The organism is Flavobacterium sp. KH_001, from assembly GCF_057840745.1.
This window is the reverse complement of sequence record NZ_CM174520.1, coordinates 1880051-1899512: the sequence shown is the minus strand read 5'-3', so window position 1 is coordinate 1899512 and position 19462 is coordinate 1880051. Positions and strand designations below refer to the sequence as shown.

The 19462-nt window shown below is 33.7% G+C and carries 15 protein-coding genes; 2 read left to right on the top strand and 13 right to left on the bottom strand.

Annotated features, from left to right (window positions below; all coding sequences use genetic code 11):
* Positions 1 to 995 precede the first annotated feature (995 nt).
* The 11 genes from queG to AC3ITQ_RS08250 all read right to left on the bottom strand — a co-directional run bounded on the left by queG (position 996) and on the right by AC3ITQ_RS08250 (position 15921).
* On the bottom strand, positions 996 to 1922 hold the full coding sequence (gene queG / locus AC3ITQ_RS08300; protein WP_489237971.1) for a tRNA epoxyqueuosine(34) reductase QueG: 927 nt from the start codon (positions 1920 to 1922) through the stop codon (positions 996 to 998).
* The gene (locus AC3ITQ_RS08295; RefSeq protein WP_489237969.1) at positions 1919 to 3265 is read right to left on the bottom strand and encodes a cytochrome P450; all 1347 of its coding nucleotides are present in this window, start codon (positions 3263 to 3265) and stop codon (positions 1919 to 1921) included. The genes queG and AC3ITQ_RS08295 overlap by 4 nt, the downstream gene beginning before the upstream one ends.
* Positions 3266 to 3275: 10 nt before the next feature.
* Positions 3276 to 4298 carry a Holliday junction branch migration DNA helicase RuvB gene (ruvB, locus tag AC3ITQ_RS08290; protein WP_056188325.1) on the bottom strand — a complete coding sequence of 341 codons (1023 nt, stop codon included), beginning with the start codon at positions 4296 to 4298 and terminating at the stop codon, positions 3276 to 3278.
* Between the two features lie 111 nt (positions 4299 to 4409).
* A complete protein-coding gene (locus AC3ITQ_RS08285; protein WP_099710744.1) occupies positions 4410 to 6212 on the bottom strand; it encodes a cytochrome c oxidase subunit I in 1803 nt (600 codons plus the stop codon).
* 31 nt (positions 6213 to 6243) lie between these two features.
* On the bottom strand, positions 6244 to 7428 hold the full coding sequence (locus AC3ITQ_RS08280; RefSeq protein ID WP_375034625.1) for a cytochrome c oxidase subunit II: 1185 nt from the start codon (positions 7426 to 7428) through the stop codon (positions 6244 to 6246).
* A gap of 19 nt (positions 7429 to 7447) precedes the next feature.
* Positions 7448 to 8974, bottom strand: a complete 1527-nt coding sequence (locus AC3ITQ_RS08275; protein WP_375034624.1) for a quinol:cytochrome C oxidoreductase — start codon at positions 8972 to 8974, stop codon at positions 7448 to 7450.
* Positions 8975 to 9001: 27 nt separating this feature from the next.
* Positions 9002 to 9547 carry a c-type cytochrome gene (locus AC3ITQ_RS08270; protein ID WP_072970536.1) on the bottom strand — a complete coding sequence of 182 codons (546 nt, stop codon included), beginning with the start codon at positions 9545 to 9547 and terminating at the stop codon, positions 9002 to 9004.
* Positions 9548 to 9555: 8 nt separating this feature from the next.
* The gene (locus AC3ITQ_RS08265; protein WP_025572651.1) at positions 9556 to 10080 is read right to left on the bottom strand and encodes a DUF3341 domain-containing protein; all 525 of its coding nucleotides are present in this window, start codon (positions 10078 to 10080) and stop codon (positions 9556 to 9558) included.
* The gene (nrfD, locus tag AC3ITQ_RS08260) at positions 10073 to 11473 is read right to left on the bottom strand and encodes an NrfD/PsrC family molybdoenzyme membrane anchor subunit (RefSeq protein ID WP_026983716.1); all 1401 of its coding nucleotides are present in this window, start codon (positions 11471 to 11473) and stop codon (positions 10073 to 10075) included. Before nrfD ends, AC3ITQ_RS08265 begins: the two co-directional genes overlap by 8 nt.
* 33 nt (positions 11474 to 11506) lie before the next feature.
* A complete protein-coding gene (locus tag AC3ITQ_RS08255; protein ID WP_489237966.1) occupies positions 11507 to 14560 on the bottom strand; it encodes a TAT-variant-translocated molybdopterin oxidoreductase in 3054 nt (1017 codons plus the stop codon).
* A gap of 32 nt (positions 14561 to 14592) precedes the next feature.
* Complete coding sequence (locus tag AC3ITQ_RS08250) at positions 14593 to 15921, bottom strand: cytochrome c3 family protein (protein ID WP_489237964.1); 1329 nt, start codon at positions 15919 to 15921, stop codon at positions 14593 to 14595.
* A gap of 219 nt (positions 15922 to 16140) precedes the next feature.
* Here AC3ITQ_RS08250 and AC3ITQ_RS08245 point away from each other — a divergent pair, with 219 nt between their 5' ends.
* Positions 16141 to 16530, top strand: a complete 390-nt coding sequence (locus tag AC3ITQ_RS08245) for an SPOR domain-containing protein (protein WP_489237963.1) — start codon at positions 16141 to 16143, stop codon at positions 16528 to 16530.
* A gap of 73 nt (positions 16531 to 16603) precedes the next feature.
* Here the strand turns inward: AC3ITQ_RS08245 and AC3ITQ_RS08240 are convergent, their stop codons facing one another.
* Entirely contained in the window at positions 16604 to 17812 is a 1209-nt protein-coding gene (locus tag AC3ITQ_RS08240; RefSeq protein ID WP_489237962.1) for an MFS transporter, read from the bottom strand.
* Between the two features lie 99 nt (positions 17813 to 17911).
* Here AC3ITQ_RS08240 and AC3ITQ_RS08235 point away from each other — a divergent pair, with 99 nt between their 5' ends.
* Entirely contained in the window at positions 17912 to 18718 is an 807-nt protein-coding gene (locus AC3ITQ_RS08235) for an AraC family transcriptional regulator (RefSeq protein WP_489237960.1), read from the top strand.
* A 101-nt stretch (positions 18719 to 18819) separates the two neighbouring features.
* Here AC3ITQ_RS08235 and AC3ITQ_RS08230 read toward each other — a convergent pair whose 3' ends face one another.
* Entirely contained in the window at positions 18820 to 19329 is a 510-nt protein-coding gene (locus AC3ITQ_RS08230) for a DUF4920 domain-containing protein (protein ID WP_489237958.1), read from the bottom strand.
* Positions 19330 to 19462 lie beyond the last annotated feature (133 nt).

The window sequence follows — 19462 nt, the reverse complement described above, 5'->3', positions numbered from 1 at the left end:
TTAACTGTAAAACCAATCGTGGTTTTCAGAATATAGAAGACATACGAAAAAATATGAGGAGTGGATTTTGAATTAAAATAAAATCTGAAGTGAGATTTTATTCTTAATTCAAAAAATGATTGAACCATTTGAGTAATCGGCTCAAGACATAAAAATGGTCGCATAATTCATGGTAGTTTTGGTGCGGCGAAAGTATATAAACGCCTAATAACTAGCTACATTACTCGATAAACTACTTATAAAAACGTTGAATTACACTTATTTCCAGTCGAAAGGACCATTTATGTTTTGAAAAACTAGTAATTCCTCAATGCAAAAGAAGAAATTTCTTAATTTTTTACGAATCACAAAGCTTTATCTTCAATTTAATAACAAAACACCAAAAAAACTTACAAAAACAAAAATTACAAACAGAGGTTTTCTTTTTAACATTTGTTTACTTTTTATTCACGATATGTTAAAGGAGTTTTTCTTGTTAAGTAATTATTTTTTAATAAAATTTATTACTATTGAACTCACTTTTTACAAATAAAAAATAGGTTAAAAGATATCTCTACTATTAGATAATATATTCTACAAACAAGACTAATAAATATTGATTATCAAACGATTAAACTTTTAATAAAAAATTTAATCTTTTTACTCAAATTAAAAAATTGTTGCACTTTCAAAATTCAAAAAATGCTTTCATACACTTCAACAAGCAAGAGAAGTAATATTTTAATTACCAGATATCTATCGCAAAATTATAGCTAACCAATAAAACAAAGCTTCAATAAATTTACCGTTCGTCGATAAAAAATATAGACTAAATACACATGTTGTGTTTCATTTCCTACATTGCAAAAAAGACACATATATCAAATTGCAAAAGAGGCTCTTACAAAAATGTGCCTTTTTTTCGTTTTATAAAAATATGTGAAATAAAATTCTGGAAGTAAAATATTCGGCAATTCAAAAGAAAAAAAATAGTCAAAACCAACATCTAACTTTTTTTAATCTAAAAAGTTAATATTGCGTTTTAAACCATCGAATTTGGTTCGCTTAATTGGAGAATTTTTAAAAACTCTTTTGAAAGTTTCTTCTGTTATCTCAAGCCAATCTTTTTTTGAAAAAGAAAGCAATTCAGGATTGGGATTAAATAAAGGTTCAGAATGTGGTTTCGAGAAACGATTCCAGGGACAGACATCCTGACAAGTATCACAACCAAACATCCACTCATCAAATTTTCCTTTCATCTCATAAGGAATATTCTCTTTTAATTCTATAGTATAATAGGAAATACATTTACTTCCATCAACAACATAGGGGGCAACTATTGCCTGAGTAGGGCAAGCATCAATACAGGCAGTACATGACCCACAATGATCCGTAACAGCATGATCATATTCTAAATCTAAATCAATAATAAGTTCTGCTATAAAATAAAATGAACCTACTTTTTGAGTTAACAGATTACTATTTTTACCAATCCAACCCAATCCACTTTTAGCAGCCCAAGCTTTATCTAATACAGGTGCTGAATCAACAAAAGCACGACCTGAAACTTCACCTATATTTTCTTGAATTGAATGAAGAAACTCTTTTAATTTCTCTTTAATTACAAAATGATAATCCTGGCCGTAAGCATATTTTGATATTTTAAAACTTTCCTGATTTTGCGATTCGGCCGGATAGTAATTTAACAAAAGTGAAACTATACTTTTTGCGTCATCAACTAACAATGTTGGGTTTAATCGCTTATCAAAATGGTTTTCCATATAAGCCATTTGACCATTTTGATTATTTTTCAACCACTTTTCAAGCCTAGGCGCTTCTTGCTCAAGAAATCCAGCTTTAGATATCCCACAAGAAAGAAAGCCAAGTCGTTTCGCCTCAGCTTTTATAAATTTCGAATATGTCTCTCGTGAATTGATGGTCATCTTTTAGAAAATATAACTTCTACACCCACAGGTTTTAATGTTATCAAAGGATTAAGTTTAATGTCCGAGTTGGTAGATTTTATCTTATATTTTTTCACAATATGGGAAATGGTCAGACACATCTCATAAATAGCAAATCCTGCTCCAATACACATTCTTGGTCCTGCCCCAAAGGGATAAAAATATTGCATTGACTGTTTCTTTTGTTCTCCAAGAAAACGGTCCGGATTAAACTCGTCCGGTTTCTCCCAATATTTAGGATTACGATGCAGTTCATAAAAAGAAACCCCAATTAAAGTCCCCTTTTTCAAATGGAATAAACCAATATTATCATCTTCAACATTTTGTCTATCCGTAATCCATGCGGGCGGATACAAACGCATTGCTTCATTTAAAACTGCATTTATATAAGTCATTTTTTGAAGTTGATCAACGACATTTTCTGTTTGTGATTCAATTTCAATAATCTCATCAAAAACTTTTTGTTGAATTTCCCGATTTCTTCCTAGAAGGTAAAGAGTAAAAGTTAATGCATTCGCAGTTGTCTCATGTCCAGCAATAAAAAGAACTTTAATTTCATCTATTAATTGCTTTACAGACATTCCTTCTCCTGTATCTTCATAACGGGTTTCTAAAAGCATATTAAGCAAATCATTAGTCTCTTTATTTGAAGAAATTCTATCCTCAATAATTTCCCTAATGATACTATTATTCTCTTTTGCTAATTCAAGATGTTTTTTAACCTGACCAGTAGCAGAAAACCACCAGGCTTTATGCGGAAGCCTAATTTCCTTTATTAAGAAATTCTGAACTTCTTCTATAATAACTTTTATACGATTTAGCTTATCTTCAGAAATCGAAAGTTCGAATAAGGATTTTGCCACAACATTAAAAGCCAACTGACTCATTACAGGAAAAAGATCTACCGTTTTTTCTTCCACTAAAACATCTAATTCAGAAATAATAGTGTGATTCATGTTTTCAACCAACTGATTCATTTTCTGCTTATGAAACGCAGGTTGAATAAGTCTCCTTTGCTTCAGCCAAAAATCGCCATCAACAGTCAACAATCCTTTTCCTAAATACTTGGAAAGATAAACAGACTGAAACTTAGACTTATGATAATTCTTTTGATTTTTCTGCAAAATATGCTGTGCAATTTCATTATCTCTCGATAAAATCAAGTGTTTCGCAATACCAATTTTTAAAGAAAATGAATCCCCAAGTTTATCAAAGTACTTTTTGTGAAAAGGAATTGGATTTCTTCTCACTCCCTCTGCATCCAAAAAAAATCTAAAAATGGAAAGTTTGTTCGGATAACTATATTTTTTATTATCAGACATTGAAAAAATATTAAAATAAGCCGCCCTGAATATTTGTATTTATTTTTCCTAAATGCTTATAAGCTTTATCCGTGACTTCACGCCCACGAGGAGTACGCATAATAAACCCCTCCTGAATTAAAAAAGGTTCATAAACTTCTTCTATCGTTTCACTACTTTCAGAAACTGCTGTTGCCAATGTTGAAAGTCCAACAGGACCTCCTTTAAACTTATTGATAATAGTCAACAAAATTTTATTATCCATTTCATCAAGTCCATGTGCATCGACATTTAGCGCTTTTAAGGCGTAACGAGCAATTTCCAGATCAATCGTTCCGTTACCTTTTATTTGTGCAAAGTCACGAACTCTACGCAACAAAGCATTAGCAATACGAGGTGTTCCCCTACTACGCCCGGCAATTTCGATTGCGGCATCCAAAGAAATTGGCATTTTTAAGATTGAAGAACTTCTTTCAACAATAGTAGTTAAAAGTTCAGTAGTATAGTATTGTAGTCGAGATGAAATTCCAAAGCGGGCGCGCATCGGAGCAGTAAGTAAACCAGAACGAGTAGTAGCACCTATTAAAGTAAACGGATTCAAATTAATCTGAACTGTTCTGGCATTTGGTCCCGATTCAATCATTATATCAATTTTAAAGTCCTCCATTGCAGAATATAGGTATTCTTCAACAATAGGACTTAGCCTATGAATTTCATCAATAAACAAAACATCTCTCTCATCAAGATTAGTAAGCAATCCTGCTAAGTCACCAGGCTTATCTAATACCGGTCCTGAAGTAATTTTAATTCCAACTTCCAACTCATTAGCCAGAATGTTTGCTAAAGTAGTTTTACCTAATCCTGGAGGACCATGAAAAAGTGTATGATCAAGTGCTTCTCCACGCTGATTGGCAGCAGCGACAAAAACTTTCAGGTTCTCTAAAACCTGATCTTGTCCGGCAAAATCATCAAATGATAGCGGACGTAATCTTTTTTCAAGATCTAGCTCTTCTGGATTGTATCCCTTTGTAGTAGGATCTAAATTTTCATTCATCTCACAAAGATATGCAAAGTAATCAGTTTGTAAAACAGTAAAATTGAACCAATAGAACTTTAACTAAAACAAAAAAGACTATCATTTCTGATAGTCTTTTTTAAATATTTTTTAGTGGTGTAAAACTTCTTCACCTTCTTTCATTGGTACATTTTGCGGTACAAAATCTACATCATGATTTGGGTTACTGTAGTCATATGGCCAACGGTATACATGAGGAATTTCACCTGGCCAGTTACCGTGAATATGTTCTACTGGAGTTGTCCACTCTAATGTTGTAGATTTCCATGGATTCTGAACTGCTTTCTTACCGTAGAAAATACTACTAAAGAAGTTGTATAAGAATACTAATTGGAACGCACCTCCTACAAGGGCAAATGTTGTTATCAAAACATTCACATTTTGTAAATCATCAAATAATGGGAAGTTTGTGTTTGTATAATAACGTCTTGGTAAACCAGCTAATCCAATAAAGTGCATTGGGAAAAATACTCCGTAAGCACAAACTGCTGTTACCCAAAAGTGAATATAACCTAAGTTTTTATTCAACATTCTTCCGTACATTTTAGGGAACCAGTGGTAAATACCAGCAAACATTCCGTAAAGTGCAGAGATACCCATTACTAAGTGAAAGTGAGCAATTACAAAGTAAGTATCGTGAACGTTAATATCTAAAGTACTATCTCCTAAAATAATCCCTGTTAAACCTCCAGTGATGAAAGTAGAAACCATTCCAATAGAGAACAACATTGCAGGGTTAAATTGTAAATTACCTTTCCATAAAGTTGTAATCCAGTTAAACGCTTTTACAGCAGATGGAATTGCAATCAATAAAGTTGTAAATGTAAATACAGATCCTAAGAAAGGATTCATACCTGAAATAAACATATGGTGACCCCAAACAATTGTTGATAAGAATGCAATTGCAAGAACTGACATAATCATCGCTCTGTATCCGAAAATTGGTTTACGAGAATTCGTTGCCATAATCTCAGAAACAAGACCCATTGCTGGTAAAATTACGATATAAACCTCAGGGTGTCCTAAGAACCAGAATAAGTGCTCAAATAATACCGGAGAACCACCTTGGTAGTGTAAAACCTCTCCTGCAATATAAATATCAGACAAGAAGAATGAAGTACCAAAACTTCTATCGAAAATCAATAATAATGCAGCTGACAATAATACTGGAAACGAAATAACACCAATAATAGCTGTTACGAAAAATGTCCAGATAGTAAGTGGAAGTCTAGTCATAGACATCCCTTTAGTTCTTAAGTTGATTACAGTAACGATGTAATTTAAAGATCCCATTAAAGAAGATGCAATAAAGATAGCCATAGAAACTAACCATAAAGTCATACCTGTACCAGAACCTGGAATAGCTTGTGGTAAAGCACTTAATGGTGGATAAATTGTCCAACCTGCAGAAGCTGGTCCAGCTTCAACAAATAATGAACTTAACATTATTACAGCAGATAAGAAAAACAACCAGTATGAAATCATATTCATAAATCCAGAAGCCATATCTCGCGCTCCAATTTGAAGTGGAATAAGTAAATTACTAAAAGTTCCACTCAAACCAGCCGTCAGTACAAAGAATACCATGATGGTACCGTGAATTGTAACTAAAGCAAGGTAAATATCATTTGCCATTACACCATCAGGTGCAAATTTATCTCCTAATAAAACATTAAATATTTTGAAAGACTCCTCTGGCCATGCTAACTGCATTCTGAAAAGCAAAGACATTGCAATACCTATAATACCCATAATAATACCGGTAATTAAATATTGCTTAGCAATCATTTTATGATCAATACTAAATATATATTTAGTAATGAACGTGTCTTTATGATGATGTTCGTGCTCGTGATCGTGTCCGTGATCGTGACCGTGCGCTTCTGCTGACATATATGTGTACTTTAAATTTTCTTAATAAATATTATCTCATAGCAACTTTAGCTACAACCGCTTTTACAGTATCAATAACTGCTTTAACAGTATCTTTAGCAGTACTATCTGTAGTAGGCTCAACTCCTTCAGCTGGTTTTTCAGCAGCAGCGGCTGCTTTAATATCCTGAGCTAAACTTGTTTTTTCACTTAACCATTTTTTATAATCTTCCGGAGTATCAACAACCACTTTCATTTGCATGTTATAGTGAGAAGCTCCACAAATTTTATTACATAATAATAAATAATCAAATGTATAAGGATCTAAAGCTGTACCACCTTTAGCAACCAACTCAGCGCTTTTTTCAGCTCTTAGTTTATTGATATTGGCAACTTTTTCAACCATAAATGGCAACTCTCTGTATTCAGAAGTCGTGTAAGTTGGAATAAAAGCAAACTCAGTAACCATTCCAGGAACACAGTTCATCTGCGCTCTAAAGTGAGGCATGTAAGCTGAGTGTAATACATCTTGAGAACGCATTTTGAAATGTATTTTTTTACCTTTAGGAATATGTAATTCGCTAACAACAATATCATCCTGAGCGTTTGGATCTGACATATCAACACCTAAAGTGTTCACTCCTTCGATTAAACGAACGTTAGCTTTTCCTAAAACATTATCCTGTCCAGCATATCTTGCAGTCCATTTAAATTGTTGAGCATATAATTCAATTTCAATTACATCTTCATCTTTATCAACAAACATAATGTTGTTCCAGGCGTATAATCCATAAAGGATTAAACAAGCTAAAACTACTGATGGAATAATACTCCAGATTGCTTCTAACTTATTACTATCAGCAAAAAACAAAGCTTTTTGATTTTTATTTCCTTTATATTTAAAAGAAAACCAGTATAATAAACCTTGTGTAATAAATTGAACTACAAAAATTAAAACCCAAGTAATATTCATTAAATTATCTACTAAAAGTCCATGCTCTGAAGCAGGACTATGAAGTGCTAAACCACCCCATTTTAGTAAACCGTAAATCGTGAAGATATAAATGAAAGCTAAAAAGCCGAACATAATATATCCCTGAATATTATTATCATTATCTGATGCAACCTGAGAATCGTCCGAAGAAGATCCTACCTGAGTAAGATCAAATATCTTGGTCAATTGCCATAATGCAACTGCTAATAAAACTAAAACTATAATTACCAACAAACTTGTCATCTGTTTACTTCTTTAAATATTAATAATGAAAATGTTTACTTTCTTCAATGAAAGGATTTCTTTTTGCTAACAAAGGTGCTTTCGTTAATGCGGTAAATACAACAAAAATAAATAAACCTAAGAAGAAAAGAATAGATGCAATTTCAGGAACACCAATAAACCATCTATCTCCTACTGTACCAGGCATAATCATATTAAAGAAATCAACATAATGCCCTAATAAAATAACAGTACCAGCCATTACAATAACCCAGCTTAAACGCTTAAAGTCAGTATTGATTAATATTAATAATGGGAACACAAAGTTCATAACTACAGCACCAAAGAATGGTAAATTGTATAATTGAATTCTTGTTACGAAGTAAGTAACCTCTTCCGGAATGTTAGCATACCAGATCAACATGAATTGAGAGAACCATAAATAAGTCCAGAAAACACTAATACCAAACATAAATTTAGCCAAATCGTGAATGTGGCTTGTATTTACATATTCTAAATATCCTTTAGATTTTAAGTATATTGTAACTAATGCAATAGTAGTAATACCACTTACAAAGAAAGAAGCAAAAACATACCATCCAAATAATGTACTGAACCAGTGTGGATCAAATGACATTATCCAATCCCAAGACATAATAGACTCAGATACGATAAAGAATACTAAGAATCCAGCAGATAACTTAAAGTTCTTTTTATAATTTAAATCATCATTAGCTTCATCTTGAGCTAAACAATTTTTTCTTGAATAATGACGGTATAAGTTCCATCCTAATAAAAAGATTCCCGCTCTAACGATCCAGAAAGGAAAGTTTAGATAACCTGCTTTACCAGCAATGATTGCATCGTAATTAGGGCTTTTCGGATCTGTAACACCTTCACCTAACCATACAAATATGTGATTAAAGTGTAATCCGCATAAAACTAAAATAATAAAGAAAATTACAGAAGCCACTGGCAAATAAGCCGTAATTCCTTGCATAACTCTAAACAATACTGGAGACCAACCTGCCTGAGCTACTTGTTGAATAGCATAAAATGCTAAAACTCCCATAGAAAGTAGCAAGAAGAAAATACTCGCAACATACAAAGCAGACCAAGGTTTGTTTTGCAATTGGTGTAAAACGTGTTCTGCATGCGCTTTAGGATCATGTCCATGAGAAGCTTCAGCGTGTTTATCCGCTTTTACATCATGTGCAACTGCAGCTTCAGTTTCGTGTGCTTCCTCAGCTTTTACTACATGAGTAGTATCTTCATTAGCAACAACTGAATCTTTACTCACAGCCTCTTCAACATTTGCATCTTTAGCTTCTTCATGATGAACTGCTTCAACTGTTTCTGCGTGTTGCGTTGCTTCAGCTTTTTCTTCATGATGTGCCGCAGCGGCTTCACCATGTCCTCCACCGTGCTCTGATGCTTCTTTTGCCAGAAGAGTTTCTACCTCTTCGATATTTTTAGGAGCAGTTAAAAAACCATATCCAATTCCTAATATACCAAGGGCCATTAGGATGATAGAAAAAGTTTTTAATTTACTTGAAAATGTATACATATCTATTACGATCAGTTTGTTCAACAATTATAATTGGCTTTTTAGTTTTAGAACATAGTCAGCAACTAACCAACGTTCGTGGGCACTTAATTGATTTGCATGTGAACCCATTGCATTTAAACCATAAGTTTCAACGTGAAAGATACTTCCTTCAGTAATAACTCTGTCTTTATAGCTAGGTACTCCAAGAAATTTTTCTCTCTCAACCAATTTACCTTTACCATTTCCAGTTGCACCATGACAACTGATACAGTAAATTTCGAAAAGTTCTTTTCCTTTTCCTGAATTTCTATCCGCTTCACTTAAAGGTGATTTTAAATTAGCCTTAGCCAATTCATAACCAGCAGTTGAATTTTCATACTCATAAGGTTCAAAACCTCTATTGATAGTTCCTTCTACAGGAAGCTGTCCTTCTTTTCCTCCTTTAAATATCTTTGCTTCTGAGTAAGTCTCATAACCTACAGATTCATACATATTAGGGAAGTACTGATAGTTTGGTGCCGAATTATTGTGGCAAGATGAAACTAAAATAGTTATACCAACTAAAAGTGTTATTTTATATATCCTTTTCATAGCTACAATTAATTCTTTTCAATTACTTTAACTTCAACAGCTCCTGTACCTTCGAAAAAAGAAACAAGTTCTGCTTCGTTATCGTTTACAGCAACTTCCATTAAGAAATGGTCATCTGTTGTTCTTACATCAGGATTCTCAGCTTGCTTAAATGGCCATAATCTACTTCTCATGTAAAAAGTGATTACCATTAAGTGGGCAGCGAAAAACACAGTCATCTCAAACATAATTGGCACAAAAGATGGCATATTCTGAATGAAACTAAAACTTGGTTTTCCACCAATATCCTGTGGCCAGTCATGAATCATGATATAACTCATCATTGTTGTTGCAACAGAAATACCAACACATCCATATAAAAAAGCACAAATTGCTAATCTTGTTGGTGCTAAACCCATAGCTTTATCCAATCCGTGAACGGGGAATGGAGTAAAAACCTCTTCAATATGATGATGAGCAGCTCTGGTTTTCTTTACTGCATCCATCAAAATATCATCGTCATTATAAATGGCGTATATTACTTTATTACTCATGATGTGAATCTTTATTTGCTCTTTCTCTAATGTAATTATCTCCTGTTCCTTTCAAAATTGTTTTAACCTCTGCCTGAGCAATTACAGGGAATGTTCTAGAGTATAATAAAAACAATACAAAGAAGAAACCAATTGTTCCGATGAAAATTCCAATATCAACAAATGTTGGTGAGAACATTGTCCAAGAAGATGGAAGGTAATCTCTATGTAAAGAAGTAACAATAATTACGAATCTTTCAAACCACATTCCGATGTTTACCACAATCGAAATAATAAATGAGAACATGATACTTGTTCTTAATTTTTTGAACCACATAAATTGTGGAGAGAAAACGTTACAAGTCATCATTGACCAATATGCCCACCAGTAAGGTCCGGTAGCTCTGTTTAAGAAAGCATATTGCTCATATTCTACTCCTGAATACCAAGCTACAAATAACTCAGTAATATAAGCTACACCAACAATAGAACCTGTAATCATGATAATGATATTCATTAACTCGATATGTTGCAATGTTATGTATGCTTCAAGATTAGAAACTTTTCTCATAACGATCAACAAGGTGTTAACCATTGCAAATCCAGAGAAAACTGCTCCAGCAACGAAGTATGGAGGAAAAATTGTAGTATGCCATCCTGGAATTACAGAAGTAGCAAAGTCCATAGATACAATCGTGTGTACAGAAAGTACAAGAGGAGTAGCCAAACCAGCTAATACCAAAGAAACTTCTTCAAAACGTTGCCAATCTTTAGCTCTTCCACTCCATCCAAAACTTAGGATAGAATAAACTCTTTTTGTAAAAGGAGTTACTGCTCTATCACGTAGCATTGCAAAATCAGGTAATAAACCAGTCCACCAGAAAACTAATGACACTGAAAGATAAGTTGAAATTGCAAATACGTCCCAAAGCAATGGTGAGTTAAAGTTTACCCATAGAGATCCAAATTGATTTGGAATAGGCAAAACCCAGTATGCTAACCATGGACGACCCATGTGAATAATTGGAAATAAACCTGCCTGAACTACCGAGAAGATAGTCATTGCTTCTGCAGAACGGTTAATAGCCATTCTCCAACGTTGACGGAAAAGTAATAATACCGCAGAAATTAATGTTCCAGCGTGACCAATACCAACCCACCAAACGAAGTTCGTGATATCCCAAGCCCAACCAACTGTTTTATTTAATCCCCATGTTCCGATACCGGTAGATACGGTGTAAATGATACAACCTAACCCCCAAAGGAAGGCTATTAATGCGATTGAAAATACAATCCACCATTGTTTGTTTGCAGGCCCCTCAACAGGTGCAGCTACATCTACTGTTACATCGTGATAAGATTTATCACCTATAACTAAAGGTTTTCTAATGGGTGCTTCGTAGTGAGACGACATAATCCTTTATATTGTTTCTAATTAATAATTTTACTAAGTATTTCTAACTTTAACATGGTAAACCACATTAGGTTTTGTTCCTACATGCTCTAACAAGTGATATGATCTTTCATCAGCTGCTAATTTAGCCACTTTGCTTTCTGTATCATTAACATCACCAAATATCATTGCTCCAGAAGAACAAGCATTAGAACAAGCTGTTTGGAATTCACCATCAGCAACTGGGCGACCTTCATTTTTAGCTTTTAACTTAGTTGCTTGTGTCATTTGAATACACATAGAACATTTTTCCATAACTCCACGAGAACGAACGTTTACGTCTGGGTTTAACACCATACGTCCTAAATCGTCATTCATATGATAGTCGAATTCTGTGTTTTTGTTATACAAGAACCAGTTGAAACGACGTACTTTATATGGACAGTTGTTTGCACAGTAACGAGTACCAACACATCTGTTGTAAGCCATGTGGTTTTGACCTTCACGACCGTGAGATGTAGCAGCTACAGGACAAACTGTCTCACATGGTGCGTGATTACAGTGCTGACACATAACTGGCTGGAATGAAACTTGTGGATTATCCCCAGCTTTTTCCATTTCATTAAATGTAGATAATGAACTAGATAAACCAGCAATATTTTCTTTTCTTTCATTATCACCTTCAAAAGTACTTTCAGAAGAATAATATCTGTCAATACGCAACCAGTGCATATCACGACTTCTTCTTACTTCTGCTTTACCAACAACCGGAACGTTATTCTCAGCATGACAAGCAATAACACATGCACCACAACCAGTACAAGCATTTAAGTCAATTGAAAGGTTAAAGTGATGCCCTGTACTACGATCAAATGATTCCCATAAATCGACAGTTGTAGCTTCAACTTCCTGGTGATCTAAAGATACCATTGGTTTTTCATTCCAATGTTCTGCATCTTTAGTATTAAAAATCTCAAGAGTAGTTTCTTTAATAATATCTCCTCTACCCATTAATGTTTTCTGTCCCTGAACACAAGCAAACTCGTGAACTCCATTTGCTTTCGCAATAGATACAGATTGAACACTATTGAAGTTTTTATATAAAGCATAGGCATTTAAACCTACCTGCATTTCATCTTTTAAAGCCGCTTTACGACCATAACCTACAGCTAAACCAACTGTACCTACAGCTTGTCCAGGCTGAACAATTACGGGTACATTTTCCAACTTAGCTCCATCAGCAGTAGTAATTGTAGCATAACTACCATTCAAACCACCGTTAGCAACAATTTCATTTGTTAAGCCAAGTTTCTTAGCATCAGCATTAGAAACAGTTACATAGTTATCCCAAGAAACTCTTGTGATTGGATCTGGAAACTCTTGCAACCAAGGATTGTTTGCTTGTTGTCCATCACCCATACCTGTTTTAGTATATAATACTAATTCGAAATTCCCGGCTGATCTTGATTTAGACACTGCACTTGCAGCAGCAGTGTAATCAAAAGAACCAGCAGCTAAAGCAGTAGAACCAATTACAAAAACACCATCATGTAAAACTTTATTCCAAGAAGAACCTGCAATAATCCCAGCTGAGCTAGCTTTAAGATAATCGTAGAAGTTTCCAGGAACACCATTTAATGATAATAAAACGTCTTGAAATTGTTTTGTATTGAATATAGGACGAATAGTTGGCTGAGTCAAACTATAAGTTCCTTTTGTAAGTACAACATCACCCCATGATTCTAAGTAATGAGGAGCAGGAGCAGCAATTGTAGTAATCGATGCAGTTTCATCTTCTTTTAAAGAAAAAGCAACTGACGTTTTTACTTTTTTCAATCCGGAAACAAAAGAAGCTGAATCAGCCAATGTGTAAACAGGATTAATACCACTCATGATTAAAGTATGAACACTACCAGCATTCATATCTTTTATTAATTGAGATACAACCGCATTAGAACCTTTTCTAATTTGTCTTGTACCAGCTGTATTAAAAGCTTCACTAGCCAATACCTGATTGATAGCTAAAACTAATAATTGTGCATTTTTATCTTCAATTCCAGATACTAAAACTCCTTTAGAACCAGCAGCTCTTAACTGTTGGGCAGCTTTAACAACTTCTGCTTTAAAATTACCATCTAAAGTAACAGCAACAGAAGCACCTGCAACTATATTATATATTTGAACTAAAGCTTGTTTTTGATCAGCAATAGTCATTGGAACACGCTTATCAGCAGCAGCTCCAGATAATGTCATATTTGATTCGAACTGAAAGTGACGGGACATTTTTCCGTTTTGAGGAATACGTCCTTTTGCATATCCAGCATCGTATCCACCACCTTGCCAGTCTCCTAAGAAATCAGCACCAACAGAAACAATTAAAGAAGCTTTTGAAAAATCATAATCAACTAAAGCTCTTTCACCGTACACGGTTTCAAATGCATCTAATGCGTCAGATGAAGAAACTGCATCGTAAACAACATGTTTTGCATTAGGGTTTTTAGCGATAAATTCACCAATTAACTTTTCAGTAGATGGACTCGCTAAAGTATTTGTCAACAATACAACTTGCCCACCTTTTGCTTTCGCATCAGCAAGACTTGATTTAATCTTTAAATCAACAGCAGACCAGCTACTATTTTTTCCTTCCAATTTAGGCTCTTTCAAACGCATGCTATCATATAATGATAAGATAGACGCATGAATTCTAGCATTGGCTGAAAATTTAGCTCCAGAAATAGTATTGTTATCAATTTTAATTGGACGACCCTCACGAGTTTTCACTAATAAGTTAGCAAAATCAAAACCATCAAAAACAGTAGTTGCGTAATAATCTGCAACACCAGGAATGATTTGTTCCGGTTGTAACACATAAGGGATAGACTTGTGAACAGGACCTTCGCAAGCAGCAAGTGTAACCGCTGCAGTACTAAACCCTACGTACTTTAAAAAGTCACGACGTGAAGTTCCAGATTGAGCTAAAGCATCTGCATTCCCTAAGAAATCTTCTGTAGGAATCTCTTCAACGAATTCGTTATTTCTAAGCGCCTCAACAATAGAACTATTCTCTAGTTCTTCAACACTTTTCCAGTATTTTTTGTTTGATGACATTGTATATAAATATTAAAATCTTAATAATTCGATTAATAGTGGCATTTACCGCATTCTAAACCTCCCATTTGCGCTGCAGTCAATTTCTCTACACCGTATTTTTTAGAAAGTTCAGCATGAATTTTATCATAGTATGCATTTCCTTCCATCTTAACATCAGTTTTTCTATGGCAATCAACACACCATCCCATTGTTAATTTAGAGTATTGCTTCATGATTTCAAATTCCTGTACCGGACCGTGACATGTTTGACATTCAACTCCGGCAACATTTACGTGTTGAGAGTGGTTGAAATACACGAAATCAGGTAAATTATGAATACGAACCCATTTAACAGGCTGTGTTTTTCCAGTATAAGCTTGTTTAGCCTTATCCCATCCAACAGCATCATATAATTTTTGAATTTGAGCATCGTAGAATGCTTTGCTGTACTCAGGAGTAGCAGTAGTCTCAGCAACCTCAGAAATATTTTTATGACAGTTCATACAAACATTTAATGAAGGAATACCAGCATTTTTGCTTACACGAGCAGCAGAGTGACAATATTTACAATTGATCTCATTATCTCCTGCGTGAATTTTATGAGAATAGTGAATTGGCTGAATTGGCTCATAATTTTGATCAACACCAACTTGCATCAAATAAGCGTACACAAAATAACCACTCGCTAATAATAAGAATATAGAAGTAACCAATACCAAAAATTGATTTCTGGCAAAAGCCTTCCAAATTGGAGTCCTCGCTTCTCTAGAAGGAATCTCGATACCATTTTTGCTAGCAACTTTCGTCAATACTTTATTAACCATTACTAACATGACAACTAAAATAGCCATCACAAGAGCAAGAGCGCCTAAAATAATATTATTAGAAATTCCACCGCCTTCAACTTTTTCACCAGGAGGAACAGTTCCAGGCGTACCAGCAGCAGGCTCAGCTTTTACTTCAGAAGTATAAGCTATAATATTATCAATATCACCTTCAGATAATTGAGGAAAAGAAGTCATTACAGACTTGTTGTTTTCTTCAAAAAGTTTAACAGCAACAGCATCACCTGACTTAATCATGTCAGAACTGTTATGCACCCACTTGTAAATCCAAGCCATATCATGCTTAGAAGCAACTCCTCTTAAAGCAGGACCTGTTGATTTAGCATCTAATTTGTGACATGCAGCGCAATTTGCATTAAAAAGTTCCTTCCCTTTTACTGGATCACCACCTGCAGTTGCAGCCGGAGCAGCAGCTTCAGGCGCCGCCGGAGCAGCAGCATCTTGAGCAAATGAAGTTAGGGAGAAAATCAGCGTTAGCGATAAGCTAAGCAGCAATTTTCTTGAGATCGAATTATGGTTACCCACCTTTTTCATATAGTATAATAATTATCTACTAATTTTTGGTATGATTTTTACTGTAGTAAAACAATAAAAAACGAATACCCTCTTTTAAAACTTGCACAAAAATACGACTTATGAACTATTCTCAAAACCTTAAAATAGTCTTAAATATCAATTTATATCAATTCTAAATAATATTAAAATTTTCCATACAAACTTTAAATACTATTTTTGCATAAAAACCATCACATTATGAGAATTTTAACCCCTTCAAAAAGAGTTTTCTTAACATTAACAATGTTAACATTAGCCTATAACATTAATGCTCAAGACCAAAATTTAACAGTAAATCAGGATCCTAAATTTGAGCAGTTACTGAATGACAAACGCAAAATTAACACGTCAATAAGCACAAACGACACTTATAAAATCCAGATTTTTAGTGGCAAAAGCGATGAAGCTAAAAAAACCTTATCCGATTTTAAAAGAGAAAATAGTAACGTCGACGGCACTATTATTTTCAACACACCGAACTATAAAGTAATTGTCGGAAATTTTAAGACCAGAATCGAAGCAGAACGAAATTTAGTCGAAATTAAAAAGAGATACAAACTTGTGTTTCTGATCAAACCCAGCAAATAACTGTAACTGATATACGACAATAACAAAAAAGCAACTCAATTGAGTTGCTTTTTTGTTATTACATTTAAATCTATTAAATTTTCTTACTTTCAATATTAGGCAAAAAACCAGCAATTACACCAATCAATGGTAAAAAGGCGCAAATTCTAAAGACATATTCAATACTCGTCAAATCAGCAAGTTTACCTAAAACTGCAGATCCTAGACCTCCCATTCCAAAAGCAAATCCAAAAAATAGACCAGCCACCAAACCAACTTTACCAGGAAGTAATTCCGTTGCATATACCAAAATTGCAGAGAAAGCAGAAGAAAGTATCAATCCAATTAACACAGACAAAATCCCGATCCAAAATAATGAAACATAAGGCAACATCAATGTAAAGGGCGCTACTCCTAAAATAGAAATCCATATTACATATTTTCTACCAAATTTATCACCTATAGGACCACCCATAAGTGTTCCTGCAGCAACTGATCCTAAAAACACAAACAAATAAATTTGTGATTGCTGAATAGACAAATGAAATTTATCTATTAAGAAAAAAGTATAATAGCTTGTAATACTGGCCATATAAAAATATTTAGAAAAAATTAAAACCAACAAAATAACCAGTGACAACCAAACTCTTCTCTTAGAAAGCTGATGGGTAATAACTTCTTGTGATGTCGTTTTATTTTTGCGTTTTACTTCCAAATGATCAGTGTACCAAATAGCAATTTTATATAAGGTAAAAATCCCTATCAAAGCTACAGCACAAAACCAAACGATATAGGATTGACCATTGGGTATAATAATTAAGGCTGCCAATAAAGGGCCAACAGCACTTCCTGCATTACCTCCTAATTGAAAAATAGATTGTGCCAATCCTTTTTTCCCACCTGAAGCTAAATGAGCCACTCTTGAAGATTCAGGATGAAAAACAGAAGACCCAATTCCAATCAAACTCACTGCAATCAATAAATAGAAAAAACTATCTGCAATAGAAACAAAAAACAATCCCACTAGAGTAAAAGTCATTCCAACAACTAATGAATAGGGTTTAGATTTTTTATCCGTATACATCCCGACAAAAGGCTGCAAAATTGAAGCAGTAAGCTGATAAGTAAAAGTTATCAGTCCAATTTGCGTAAAAGTTAAATTAAATTTTTCTTTAAACAATGGATAAACAGAAGGTATTACAGCTTGCAATAAATCATTTATAAAGTGAGAAAAACTAATAATAAAAAGAATGGAATAAATTGTTTTCTGAACCACTTCAGGCTGTGTCTTAACATTTGTCATAAGGCGTTGTTTATATTTTGAACGGTAATAAAATAATGGTAACTTATTTTTAACAAAGATGCTAATTAATTACACTGTCATAATTACTACATTTGGACAATGAATAACGATTATCAGACATATCTTGTGGTGGACTATGGCTTTCAGATAAATCCATCTTTACCCGTTTTAGGTTATACTGAAAAAATCACAGATGCTATTTGTGCATCTCATTCACATCCGAGAGCACAACTTCTTTATGCAACAAGCGGCGTCATGAATGTAGTTGTAAAAAATCAGATTTGGGTAGTGAATCCATTACAGGGCTTATGGATTCCTGGTGGAATCGAACACCAGGTGTCTTTTCAGAAGAATGTAAAATTATATAGTGTTTTTATAGACCCTTGCTTTGCAGAAAAACTCCCCGCAAGTAGTTTCTCTTTTGATATTTCTGTATTCTTAAAACAATTAATGTTTAAAATCATCTCATTTGAAAATGAAGAAAATCCAACACTTTCTCAAAAGAGAATTATGGATGTATTTATAGATGAGCTAGCCTTAATTAAACCCAGCTCTACTTTTCTGCCCACAAGTAATCATGTAAAACTTCAAAATATCATTTCACTTTTAATGGATGACACAGCTAGTAAATACACCATAGATTATTATGCCGATTTATCGTTTATGAGCACCAGAACCCTATCCAGATTATTTATTAAAGAATTAGGAATGAATTTTAGTGACTGGCGCATAAGATTAAAACTTTTAGAAGCCATAAAAAGACTAGGCGAAAAACAATCAATTAAAGAAATAGCTTTAGATTTAGGTTACGAAACAACCAGCGCCTTTATTTTTATGTTCAAAAAAAATTTAGGCAAAACACCATCAAACTATATTCTGGAAAATAAAATGAATGAAGTTTTTTAATCCACTTAAAAAATAAAATATCTAACAAAATCAGAATTACATTCAAAATAAAAAAAGCCTCATTGTAAAATGAGGCTTTTTGAATATTTATGAGTCGTAAATTAATCTACAACCTTAATTCCATCAGCTAAAAAACGTATCTCTTCTTTTGGCGAAGTAATAGCATTGATCTCAGCTTGTGTTTTTTTAGCATCTTTAGCATAGTGTTTAAGATCATCAACGGATGTGATTTTTTTCTCAGCATTACCTTCTAAGACAACATTTTTACCTTTTAAGGACGTCGGAACAAAAAACGCATAATCCCTCATTTTTACAAAAAAAGAAGAACCATTCTCCGTTTTCACAGTTAACCAACAGCCTCTTTTTTCACAAACATCTGTTACTTCACCCTTAACGCTAACATTTTCTATCTTTTTTTTATTTTGCAATTTAGTTTCTAATTTTTCTACCGAGATCGCTTTACTTTCTGCAGCTTTTGAAACAGCAGCTCCATAATAATCTCCAACTAAAGCATTCCCCGCCGGAGGAGAAGCCTTTTCAACAGCTTCCTGCGAAAAAGAAATTGCTGAAAAGCTCATAAAAATAATAACTGAATATAAAAATGTTTTCATATCAAATAATTTTATCAAAAATAACATTAAAAGTAAACTATAATTTTTAACTACAAACCAATTCCTCAAAAAAAATATTATAAAATCCTTTTACAAAAAAAGCCTCAATTTTCATTGAGGCTTTAAAATAATT